Raw genomic sequence first — 10,975 nt, forward strand, 5'->3', positions numbered from 1 at the left:
AAGCCGGAGTTTTGTGATGAAGACCTATTCTGCCAAGTCTCATGAAGTACAGGGAGACTGGTTCGTCGTAGATGCGACCGATAAAGTGCTGGGCCGTCTTTCTGTAGAGGTGGCTACCCGCCTGCGCGGTAAGCATAAGCCCGAATTTACCCCTCATGCCGACATCGGGGATCATATTATTGTGATCAACGCAGACAAAATTGCGGTGACCGGTAACAAGGCCAAAGACAAGATGTACTATCATCATACCGGCTATGTCGGCAATCTGAAGAGTGCTTCTTTTGAAAAGATGATGGAAACGCATCCAGAGCGGATTATCGAAATTGCCGTCAAGGGAATGCTTCCAAAAAACTCCCTGGGTCGCGCTATGTACCGGAAGCTCAAGGTGTACAGTGGTTCCGAGCATCCCCATTCTGCGCAACAGCCTCAGACTTTAGATATTTAAGGTAAGCACTATTATGGAACAATATTACGGCACTGGTCGGCGCAAGAGCGCAACTGCACGGGTTTATTTGCGTCGTGGCTCTGGCAAGATCGTCATCAACAAGCGCAGCCTGGAAGAATACTTTGGTCGCGAGACATCGCGCATGGTAGTCATGCAGCCACTGGAACTGACCGGGCACGGCAGCCAGTTTGACATTCTGGTGAATGTCAGCGGTGGTGGTGCCAGCGGACAGGCTGGTGCCATTCGCCACGGTATCACCCGCGCCCTGATGGTTTATGACGAAACCTTGCGGCGTCCGCTCCGTGGCGCGGGTTTTGTGACCCGGGATGCCCGCGAAGTGGAGCGTAAGAAAGTCGGCAAGCATAAGGCGCGGCGCAGTCATCAGTTCTCCAAGCGTTAATAAAACCGCTTCGGATCGGAAAAGCCGCCTAAGGGCGGCTTTTTTGTTGTTGGTCTAAGACAGGGGGTTGCAGCATGATTCGTGCAGGCATTGTGGGTGGTACCGGCTACACCGGAGTGGAATTGTTGCGCTTGTTGCTTCCTCATCCCGAAGTGGAAGTGCAGGTCATCACCTCTCGTGCTGAAGCGGGAGAACGGGTAGATACCCATTTTCCCAATCTGCGGGGCGTGTGTGATCTTTGTTATGCAGCCCCCGATCCAGAGACTCTGGCAAAACTGGATGTCGTATTTTTTGCGACGCCCCACGGCGTGGCCATGGATAGTGCCCCGGAATTGCTGGCGCATGATGTGCGTGTCATTGATCTAGGTGCGGATTTTCGGCTGGCCGATGCGGAAGTTTTTGCGCACTGGTATGGCATGGCGCATCGGGCGCCTGAAGCGTTGCTTGCAGCTTGTTATGGACTGCCGGAATATTTTCGGGAGCACATTGCCCAATCACGCCTGATTGGCAATCCCGGATGTTATCCAACCGCAGTTATTCTGGGATTCGCCCCCTTGCTGGAGGCGGGATTACTGCATCAAGATACCCTGATTGCCGATTGCAAATCGGGGGTGAGCGGTGCGGGTCGCACCGGACGGGTGAACCTGATCGTGCCGGAAGCCGCAGATAGTGTCACTGCCTATGGGGTGAGTGGTCACCGTCATCGTCCCGAAATTGAGGCGACTCTCTCAAAACTGAGCGGGGAGACGATTGAACTACAGTTCACGCCGCACCTGATGCCCATGATTCGCGGGATTCATGCCACCTTGTACGGACGGTTGCAGCAGCCGTTGAGTGACGTTGCCTTGCAAACCTTGTTTGCAGAGCGTTACGCGCAGGAGCCATTTGTCGATGTTCTGCCTTTTGGCAGTCATCCGGCAACTCGCTCCGTGCGCGGGGCCAATGTTTGTCGTATTGCCGTTCACCAGCCCCGTCCAGGGCAGGTGGTGGTTCTGTCTGTCATTGATAATCTGGTGAAGGGTGCGGCCGGGCAGGCGGTTCAGAACATGAACCGCATGTTTGCCTTGCCTGAAACGCTTGGATTGACACAAATTGCTTTGCTGCCATAGAGTTATGTAACCATTTTCCTTGGATGAGGCCTTGACTGTGAGCCAGTGTATTTTGTTTGCTGTTACTGTCATCGGTTTTTTTGTTGAAAAAAGAAAACCTTTATCCTGGGGAAGCAGGTGAAAACCAAGGAATTCGCCGTGTGGCGCTTTCCTGAAGATGTCGTGGCCTATTTTCAGCCCGAATATTCCATCAATCAGCAAAAAATCGTTGGAATTGAAGCCCTCGCACGGATGCGCGATGCTTCCGGACAGATTATTTCCCCACATTCTTTCATTCCATTTTTGGATATGGAACAGCGTCGAGAGCTCAGCCGCCTGATGCTGGTGGCAGGTCTCCAGGTTCTGGAATTGCTGGATACCCAGGGCATTGTTCTTAATCTGTCGTTCAATGTAGATCCCGATTTTATGGTTGAGCATGATTGTGCAATTTGTTTTACGGGAACGATGACGAATAGTCCGGTGGCACCGTCAAGAGTATGTCTTGAGCTTCTGGAAAGTGGCGATTTTCTGAATCGTCATATTGCCAAGGACCGCCTGCAGGCTTTACGGGATACCGGTGTACGCATTGCTCTGGACGATGTCGGTTCGGCTTATTCTTCCTTGCTGCGCATGAAAGAACTGCCTATTGATAAAATCAAACTGGATCAGGAATTTATTCGCGACCTGGGCGCGCAACCCAAGAATCTGGCTTTTGTGCAGAGCATTCAACTGTTGGCTAACGCTTTGAATGCCGAATTGGTGATAGAAGGTGTTGAAACGCTACCTATTCTGGATGCCATGCGCGCTTTGCATCTGGATTTTATACAGGGTTATGCCATTGCCAGGCCAATGCCTGCCCATGAACTGATCGCCATGGTCATTCAAGGCTATGATCTACCTGAAGGCAGTGCTAAGCATCCTGCCAGCTTATTGGGCGCCTATGCAGCACATCTTTTGCGTCGTCCCTTGATGGACGCTTTGCGGCGTGGCTGGATTGATGTTTCTGTCACGGCGCCTCCTCCCTGCCCGTTGATAGCCTTTCTGCGCGAGCAAGGGGCAGCAGAGGATCATCCCATTGTTGCCGCCCATCATCGCTTGGTCAGAGTGAAGTCCGATCCTGAACAGGGTTATCTGGATCAGACCTTGAATCACATCGAAACAGAAATTCAGGAACTGGTTCGTGAAGCCATTCACCTTGAGCAACGCGAATAAAAATCGACATGCACCGAACTAAACAGCTCCTTTCGACGATACAGTCTTCTCCTGTTTTTTTGCTGCACTTGTTTTTTATCGGAATGGCCGTTTTGTTTATTGCCTTGTGGGGGTGGCGAGTCGAAGATTTACGAGCATCCTTGCACAAGGAGTTTCGGTTTAGAGGTGAGATTGCCTTGCGCAGTATTGCCGATCAATTAGCAGGTGCTCTGGATGGTCATTTTCATGACCTGACTTTTTTTCGCCGATCCTTCCTGGAACTGGATCAAAACCCGCTGTTACTTACACCAGAAAAAAAAGCGGCCATGATCGCCTTCCAGAGTACGCATCGTGGAATTGCTGCCATCAACTTGTTGGACGCTCAGGCTAATAAAATCATCTGGTCAAGTGAGGGACAATTACCAACTCCCCTGCTAAAAGCTACGGAATTTACTCAGCTCAAGAGAAATCCTGATTATTTGGTTGGACGTCCCGTTGTTTTGTTACCGGGTAAAATTTGGGTAATGCCCATACGCGAACATTTATTGAACCATCAAGGGCGAGTTGCAGGTTATATCGGGTCCCCGTTTCGTCTTTCCTTTCTGAAAAATATCCATACCCCCGCCGATATGGATATTCTGATTACGGGTGCCGGTCATGTCCCGGTGGCTTTTTGGAAAAGTGGAACCTGGCAACTTCCTGCTCTACAGGATCATTGGACGGGCCATTATCTGCGCGTTGAGGTGCCAGGATACCCGTGGGCAGCTTATGCGCGCTGGTCACCTTCTGAATTTGCTCACAATTTTTGGCGCCAGAATATCTGGCAAAGTGTTCCTTTTGTAGTCATTTTGCTTTTTTTGCTGATTCTGGATCGCCTGTCCGTGCGCTTTCTGCGTCAACTGCTCGATTTGCGGCAGTATCAGCAAGCGGCACTTATGATGCAGCAATCTCTTCTGGTCCAGGCAGAACCAAAAGCCATGTATGCGCGTCTGATGCAAACGATTGTTCGTGAAACCAATGCGGTTGCGGCGTTCGTGTTCGTTCCCGATCAGCTGACTGAATCGCTGCAAATATCGGTTCTCGAGGCTGACCAAAAGGATTTGCGTGAAAGTTTACTTGCCTGGATAACCGCACTAAATCCGAAAGATCTTCGTAATGGTAGTTTTCTTCCTGAACGGGTGTTTTGCTCGGGTCAGGCAGAAGAAATCAGGTTCCTGGATGAAGTGATGGAGACTTCGCCAGTTATGGAAAGGCGTCCACAGCTACGCCGGATTCGGAGCATGATCGCCTACCCGATTATTTTGCAGGACGCAGCGCAGGTGGAAGCTGTGCTGGTGGTTGCTCATGCCGAAACCAAACACTTTAGCCAAGCGCTGAAAGCGCTTATTGGGCAGTTGGCAAGTAGTGTGGGGCTGGCTCTTACCCTCTGGAAACGCCATAACGCATTGGCCGATGCCGAAGCCGAAATTCGTCAGGTGGCTTATTACGATAGCCTTACCGGATTGGCGAATCGCCGCCTGCTGAATGAGCGATTAGAAGAAGGGTTGGCGAGTGCCAGTCAAAATAGTCAATCTATCGCATTAGGTATTCTGGATGTGGATGATTTTAAAAAGGTCAATGATGAATACGGACATAACGCAGGGGATACTTTACTGGTGATTATCGCCCGGAGGCTGGAAGAGGCGTTGCGTACATCTGATTGTGTAGCCCGCTGGGGTGGGGATGAATTTGTGCTCCTCTTCGAAGGATTGGAGAAACGTCAGGTATTGGAGGACGTCCTGCTGCGTTTGGAACGTGCTCTGGAATCTCCGGCCAAATTGGCCCAAGGCGTGGTGCTGCCTGTACGGGTCAGTTTGGGTGTTTGTTTTTGCAAGGATGCCGGGCTGATAGAGAATCAGGATGCGATGCTCCGTTGTGCTGATCAGGCCTTGTATGCCATCAAGGCGAAAAAATTGGAACGGAGTCGGTTTTGGATGATTTACGACGCAGATCTTCAGCTACAGCCTGAATCAGAAGCTTTAGGCGACACAGCAACGCAATAAAAAACCAGTGGTTTCCGTTTTTGGGTGCATTACTGTGGTTATTTGGCTACAGTGGGTATTTTTAACGGATTGAAAAATATAGGTGCTGGACTGGCAAGCTTCTTGCTGTGGTATTGGGTTAGTCAGATAGCTATCGGGAGTCCCCTACTTATCTGCAAACATATATATCTTGATGAGTCTGACGGCTCAAGGAGGCCACATGATAAAGATATGGACGCACCCTATTCATCGCTTACCGCAATTTGTGGCATTTGTAGGGCTATTTGTTGGGTTAAGCAGTCCTGCCTGGGCGGATAGTGATTTGTCCCTGGGCGTTGCTGTTCCTGGTTTAAGTGTATTTTTAGGGAATAACCCCGGCTATTATGCCGCGCCTGTTTATGCACCTCCGCCAGTATATTACGTGCCGCCCCCGCGCCGCGTATATTATGTTCCAGCGCCGCCATCCCCGCCGCCTGTGCGCTATCAATTGCCCGGGTACTATGTGCAGCCTGCGCCGATTCGCTATTACCGGCCACGCCCTTGGGAGCATCACGGTCCACCGCCATGGGCAGGTCGTTGGCGGCATGATGATGGTCATGATGGCTGGAGGCGTTAGTTTCATTGCTTCGGTTATCGGCTGAAACTGGAAAACCAATTAAATGAACTCAAACCCCGACATCATTTTATGCCGGGGTTTTTTATGGACGCAATTTGCTGGCGCACCAATTTAATGCATTGATCACCAAAGTGGTGCATAGCAAGCTTGTAATTTTATTGGGGGTTGTGGTGTTAAATTTTAAAAAATACTATAAATCATATCACTATATAAAGATCTTGTGCGGGCATGCATTTTGCTTTTTGACAACAGGCTTGATTTTTTTCATACAAACCAGGGAGTCAACATGTCGCACTACAGCACTAAAAATCGCTATTCGTTTTTACGTCGTTCAATTCTCGCCAGCATGCTGATCGGCCTGCCGTTGGTCGCCGGTGTGGCGGATGCCAGTCCATTATCTTTACCGAATCCTCTGAAATTCTGTGCCGGACCATTGGGTCAACTGGATGTGCAAGGCGTAGCCAGCGGCATGGCCTTTTATCAGGATAATCCCCAAGGATTAGCGGGTACTTTGGGAGCTAAACGATTGGGTGCGTCCATTACCAACGGTATGGTAATCATCCAGAAAGAAAATGGTCCGATTCAGTTTTACATTCAGGCTGGTGCTTACAGCTTCCCTACACTGGCTGCATCCATTCCTTCGATTACAAGTACAATTAGCAATGCCACGGTTCCGCCAACAACAGTTCAAGGCAATATTAACGATTTTGGAGCCTTGCCGGTTGCTTATTTAAAAATTGCACCATCCTCTAATTATTCTGTAGAAATCGGAAAATTACCCACCTTGATTGGTGCAGAAGGTGGCTTTACCTACCAGAACATCAACATTGAGCGTGGCCTACTTTGGGATATGGAGCCCATTATCAGCCGTGGCATACAGTTTAATGGTAGTGCGGGTCCATTGAGTGCATCGCTTGCCTGGACAGATGGGTATTACTCCAATCGTTATAACGTACTCAGCGGATTACTCAGCTACGCTATTAATGGGTCCAATACGGTAAGTATTTATGGCCAAGGTTCCTTGGGTAAATCTCGTCTGAGTTCTAATGATGTAGCTTACAGTCCTATCGGTAATGAAAGCCAGATTTACGGTATTGAATATGAATATAGTTCTGGCCCATGGATGATTGAGCCCTATTTCCAGTACATGCATACTCCCGAATCGTTGCGCCTAGGTATTCCGCACTCTTTCGATAATTATGGTGGGTCCGTACTGGCTGACTATAGTTTCACCAACACGATCTCTTTGGGTGCCCGTGCAGAATATCTGCATGTAGGTGGGCCCCTGGGTTATGGGTTGAATAGTATTGCATCCTCACTCACAGATCTCCCCGCTGATTCCCACGCCTGGTCCATCACACTCACGCCAACCTACCAAAGCGGTGGTTTCTTCGCCCGCGCTGAACTTTCTTATGTGACCGCCTCTGCGCCTGCCGGACGGGGTTTCTCCGGTGCTAATGGAACCAACACCAATCAACTGCGTGGCATGGTCGAAACCGGCTTCATGTTCTGATCGGTCGATTCATCAAACTGGGAGCCTCGCTGCTGCGGGGCTCGCCATCTAACGTATTTTGAGTTCAGGAGAATCCAAACATGAAACATGCTGCGCAATTATCCAGGTTACTGCTATTGGGGTCTGTCGTTGCCGCCTCGGGCTGTGGTTTATATGAGGTGACACCTTGCCCGGCTGGTCCTGCTCCGGTGGCTCCAGTGGTTTCTGCCCCGACACCTCCACCACCGCCTGCACCTATCGCCCCGGTAGAGCGTACAGTGCTGGAAAGCAAGCCCATCACCATTACCGGTATCAATTTCAAAACCGGTTCTGCGCTGTTGATGGGGTCGGATATTGGCGTCCTCGATAAAGTGGCCGGTTTCGCCAAAATGCATCCGGATGCTACCCTGCATATTAACGGTTATTGCAGCAAAACAGGAAGTTATGCCTACAACTACAAGCTTTCCAAGGCGCGTGCGGGCAGTGTTGCCGGTTATCTCGAAAAGCGGGGTGTTGCTGCGGATCGCATGATGGTCAAAGGCCACTCCTATGAAGACCCCATTGCTACCAACACGACTCCGGCTGGTCGTTTCAAAAACCAGCGGGTTGAAATCAATTCCAGTGTCATGGTGCGTACTACCGTCAAATAAAGTTTTATGACGGCCGTTTGAGCTTTTTTGCGATGACCCGCTTGGTCTTTATCAAGCGGGTTTTTTAAGGATACAGCGTTTGAATGCCCCACGCGATATCCACTACTCTTGACGCTTTGCAGTAGCCTAGGCCATCATCTCCAAGACTTTGGCTGAATTTTCACTATGACCACGTCTGCGGACGCGGTCCATTATTTTGTCTGGGAGGACCATGGACGCCACGGACCAGAAGCGCCTGTTGCGTGAAATGCTATTTGCCCGCCGCTTTGAAGAACGCTGTGCGGAGGCTTATCACGAACGCCAGATTGGCGGTTTTTTACACCTTTATCCTGGTGAGGAAGCCTGTGCGATTGGTGTTTTGGAGAAAGCCCAAACGGGTTCTGATTATGTGGTGACCGGGTATCGGGACCACATTCATGCCCTCAAATCTGGTATGGACCCCAAAGCGCTGATGGCCGAGCTTTTCGGCAAGGAAGCCGGTTGCTCCAAGGGCCGGGGTGGTTCCATGCACTTGTTCGATCCAGATGTGCATTTCATGGGCGGTTACGCATTGGTTGGCGGACCCTTCCCGCTGGCAGCCGGTTTTGCCAAGGCGATCCAGTTGCGCGGTGGTCAGGAAATCTCCATCTGTTTTCTGGGAGATGGTGCCAACAATCAGGGTACTTTCCATGAAACCATGAACATGGCAAGCCTGTGGAACCTGCCGGTGCTGTTTATCTGCGAAAACAATCTCTACGGCATTGGTACGGCCATTGAGCGTTCGACGGTAGAAATCAATCAGTATAAACGTGTAGCACCTTATGGCATTGAAGCAGCGCAATGTGATGGGCAAGACATTGATATTGTCATGACTCATGCCGAAAAAGCCGTTAATTATGTGCGCGAACAACGCAAGCCCTATTTCCTGGAACTCATGACCTATCGTTTGCGCGGCCATTCCATGTCTGACTCCGGCGCCTATCGCAGCAAGGAAGAAGTGGAAGAATGGGCGCAGCGCGACCCCATCGGCATTTACAAGCGCCGTCTGGTGGAAGCTGGCGTGGTGACTGAAGATGAATTCCATGCCATGGACAAGGCTGTTCAGGACGAAATCGAGAACGAAGTGGTGCGTTACGCTAGTGAATGCCCGGAACCGCGCGTCGAAGATGTAGCGCGTTACGTCTATACCGAAGGAGGTAACAACCATGGCTGAGTTAATGTATTGGCAGGGAATTTTGCGTGCCCACGATGAAGAAATGGCGCGCGACCCGCTGGTATTTGCCATGGGTGAGGATATTGGTGTCGCGGGTGGTACCTACAAGGCGACGTCAGGACTTTTCGCCAAATATGGTGAACAGCGGGTTGTTGACACCCCTATTTCCGAAAACAGCTACACCGGCATTGGTGTGGGTGCCGCCATGGTTGGTGCCCGCCCCATTGTCGAAATCATGAGTGTGAACTTTGCCTGGCTGGCTATGGATCAGCTCATGAATAACGCGGCGAAAATTCATTACATGTCGGGTGGACGGATTCGTTGTCCCTTTGTCATGCGTGTTCCCGGTGGAACGGCTCATCAGCTGGGTGCCCAGCATTCGGCGCGTATGGAAAAAGTATTCATGGGGATTTCCGGCCTGCGCGTGGTGACCCCGGCTACCCCTCGTGATGCTTATGGCTTGCTGAAAAGTGCCGTACGTTCAGATGATCCGGTGGTGATTATCGAACATGAAAGCATGTATAACCTCAAGGGCGAAGTGCCGGACGAGGAGTTTTTCACCCCGCTGGAAGGTGTGGAAATCATGCGTCCAGGTAAGGATGTCAGCATTTTTGCCTACAACATCAGTGTGCATTGGGCATTGGATGCGGCCAAAAAACTGGCCAGCGAGTATGGTATTGATGCTGAAGTGATTGATTTAAGGGCCTTGAAACCTTTGGATCGTGCCGGGATTGCTGCCAGCGTGCGCAAAACCCATCACGCCATCATCGTGGAAGAGGACGAAGCTCCGGTCGGTGTTGGTTCGGAAGTCATGGCCATCATCAATGAAGAATGCTTTTTTGATCTGGATGCGGCCCCGGTGCGTGTGCATGCCCTGGATATTCCCATTCCCTACAATCATCGTCTGGAAAAGGCGGCGATTCCCAATGCCGGGGATGTGATTGCTGCGGTAAGGAAGATGTTCGGCCGCTAAGGTCGCACTTCTCTCGATATGTTTTGATCTACAGAAACTCAATAGGGTGAAAAATGGCTGAACCTTACGTCATCAAGATGCCGCAACTGACCGATACTATGACGGAAGGTGTGGTCGTTTCCTGGGAAAAACCCATTGGCGCTCGGGTCGAACGCGGCGATGTGGTAGCGACCATTGAAACAGACAAGGCGATCATGGATGTGGAAGTGTTCCGCTCCGGCTATCTGGCGGGTCCTTTGGCGGCGGTGGATAGTGTCATGCCGGTCGGTGCGGCCATGGCCTATCTGACGGAAACATCGGATGAGGCCGTATCCCCGGTTCAGGATGCCCCGGCTAAAACTGCGCCTGCCGTTGCTTCAGAACCGACAGAATCTGAAGCACTTTCGGGTCATGCCATCAAAATGCCACAACTTTCCGATACAATGACTGAAGGCGTGCTGGTGTCCTGGGAAAAATCCCTGGGCGATAAAATCCAGCGTGGCGATGTGGTGGCGACCATTGAAACAGACAAAGCCATCATGGATGTGGAAGTTTTTCGTGAAGGTTATCTTTCCGGTCCGCGTGTCGCGGTGGATGCGGTGGTCCCTGTCGGTGACCCTATTGCCTGGTTGGTAGAAACTGCGGATCAGGTGCGCGAAGCTGGCACTGTTTCGGGATCACGACCGGAGGTATCGGCAGCTGCGGTGGACAAGACTCCCAGTGCTTCCACAGTCTCCACTCAACCGCCCGTTGCTCAGCATTTGTCAGCCCGGGTGCCTGGAGCACAACCTGCACCGCGTCCTCAGCAGGGAGCAGCCAGTCCCTTTGCCCGGCAGTTGGCCGGGCAGCAGGGTGTGGACCTCAATCATCTGCAGGGTAGTGGGCCAGCCGGCGTCATTGTTGCCGCAGATGTCATCGCTGCGGCGGG

11 protein-coding genes are annotated in these 10,975 nt (G+C 51.3%); 10 read left to right on the forward strand and 1 reads right to left on the reverse strand.

Annotated features, from left to right (window positions below; genetic code table 11):
• Positions 1 to 16 precede the first annotated feature (16 nt).
• From rplM to HAP95_RS12280, 5 genes are all read left to right on the forward strand, one after another.
• Positions 17 to 445: a 50S ribosomal protein L13 gene (gene rplM, locus HAP95_RS12260; protein ID WP_010640718.1), complete on the forward strand. Its 429-nt coding sequence runs from the start codon at positions 17 to 19 to the stop codon at positions 443 to 445.
• 13 nt (positions 446 to 458) lie between these two features.
• Positions 459 to 845: a 30S ribosomal protein S9 gene (rpsI, locus tag HAP95_RS12265; RefSeq protein ID WP_010640716.1), complete on the forward strand. Its 387-nt coding sequence runs from the start codon at positions 459 to 461 to the stop codon at positions 843 to 845.
• A gap of 74 nt (positions 846 to 919) precedes the next feature.
• A complete protein-coding gene (gene argC / locus HAP95_RS12270; protein WP_215884488.1) occupies positions 920 to 1,954 on the forward strand; it encodes an N-acetyl-gamma-glutamyl-phosphate reductase in 1,035 nt (344 codons plus the stop codon).
• Positions 1,955 to 2,071: 117 nt separating this feature from the next.
• Complete coding sequence (locus HAP95_RS12275) at positions 2,072 to 3,145, forward strand: EAL domain-containing protein (protein WP_215884489.1); 1,074 nt, start codon at positions 2,072 to 2,074, stop codon at positions 3,143 to 3,145.
• Between the two features lie 8 nt (positions 3,146 to 3,153).
• The gene (locus tag HAP95_RS12280) at positions 3,154 to 5,166 is read left to right on the forward strand and encodes a sensor domain-containing diguanylate cyclase (protein WP_215884490.1); all 2,013 of its coding nucleotides are present in this window, start codon (positions 3,154 to 3,156) and stop codon (positions 5,164 to 5,166) included.
• A 221-nt stretch (positions 5,167 to 5,387) separates the two neighbouring features.
• On the opposite strand, the gene HAP95_RS12285 is transcribed toward HAP95_RS12280, so the two are convergent.
• Complete coding sequence (locus HAP95_RS12285) at positions 5,388 to 5,711, reverse strand: hypothetical protein (protein ID WP_215884491.1); 324 nt, start codon at positions 5,709 to 5,711, stop codon at positions 5,388 to 5,390.
• A gap of 336 nt (positions 5,712 to 6,047) precedes the next feature.
• Here HAP95_RS12285 and HAP95_RS12290 point away from each other — a divergent pair, with 336 nt between their 5' ends.
• From HAP95_RS12290 to HAP95_RS12310, 5 genes are all read left to right on the forward strand, one after another.
• On the forward strand, positions 6,048 to 7,274 hold the full coding sequence (locus HAP95_RS12290; protein ID WP_215884492.1) for an outer membrane beta-barrel protein: 1,227 nt from the start codon (positions 6,048 to 6,050) through the stop codon (positions 7,272 to 7,274).
• Positions 7,275 to 7,354: 80 nt separating this feature from the next.
• On the forward strand, positions 7,355 to 7,903 hold the full coding sequence (locus HAP95_RS12295) for an OmpA family protein (protein ID WP_215884493.1): 549 nt from the start codon (positions 7,355 to 7,357) through the stop codon (positions 7,901 to 7,903).
• Positions 7,904 to 8,114: 211 nt separating this feature from the next.
• Positions 8,115 to 9,095: a pyruvate dehydrogenase (acetyl-transferring) E1 component subunit alpha gene (pdhA, locus tag HAP95_RS12300; RefSeq protein WP_215884494.1), complete on the forward strand. Its 981-nt coding sequence runs from the start codon at positions 8,115 to 8,117 to the stop codon at positions 9,093 to 9,095.
• A complete protein-coding gene (locus tag HAP95_RS12305) occupies positions 9,088 to 10,068 on the forward strand; it encodes an alpha-ketoacid dehydrogenase subunit beta (protein WP_075322020.1) in 981 nt (326 codons plus the stop codon). Before pdhA ends, HAP95_RS12305 begins: the two co-directional genes overlap by 8 nt.
• Positions 10,069 to 10,121: 53 nt before the next feature.
• Positions 10,122 to 10,975, forward strand: an 854-nt coding sequence (locus HAP95_RS12310) for a biotin/lipoyl-containing protein (protein ID WP_215884495.1), incomplete at its 3' end; no start/stop codon positions are given.

Origin of the sequence: Acidithiobacillus sulfurivorans (assembly GCF_018853815.1) — a bacterium.
In the GTDB taxonomy this organism is placed as follows: domain Bacteria; phylum Pseudomonadota; class Gammaproteobacteria; order Acidithiobacillales; family Acidithiobacillaceae; genus Acidithiobacillus; species Acidithiobacillus sulfurivorans.

Excerpts from the sequence above, each read along its gene's own strand:
- rplM (WP_010640718.1), top strand. The coding sequence starts at position 17 with ATGAAGACCTATTCTGCCAAGTCTCATGAAGTACAGGGAGACTGGTTC.
- rpsI (WP_010640716.1), top strand. The coding sequence starts at position 459 with ATGGAACAATATTACGGCACTGGTCGGCGCAAGAGCGCAACTGCACGG.
- argC (WP_215884488.1), top strand. The coding sequence starts at position 920 with ATGATTCGTGCAGGCATTGTGGGTGGTACCGGCTACACCGGAGTGGAA.
- HAP95_RS12280 (WP_215884490.1), top strand. The coding sequence starts at position 3,154 with ATGCACCGAACTAAACAGCTCCTTTCGACGATACAGTCTTCTCCTGTT.
- HAP95_RS12285 (WP_215884491.1), bottom strand. The coding sequence starts at position 5,711 with ATGGCGGTGGACCGTGATGCTCCCAAGGGCGTGGCCGGTAATAGCGAA.
- HAP95_RS12290 (WP_215884492.1), top strand. The coding sequence starts at position 6,048 with ATGTCGCACTACAGCACTAAAAATCGCTATTCGTTTTTACGTCGTTCA.
- HAP95_RS12295 (WP_215884493.1), top strand. The coding sequence starts at position 7,355 with ATGAAACATGCTGCGCAATTATCCAGGTTACTGCTATTGGGGTCTGTC.
- pdhA (WP_215884494.1), top strand. The coding sequence starts at position 8,115 with ATGGACGCCACGGACCAGAAGCGCCTGTTGCGTGAAATGCTATTTGCC.
- HAP95_RS12305 (WP_075322020.1), top strand. The coding sequence starts at position 9,088 with ATGGCTGAGTTAATGTATTGGCAGGGAATTTTGCGTGCCCACGATGAA.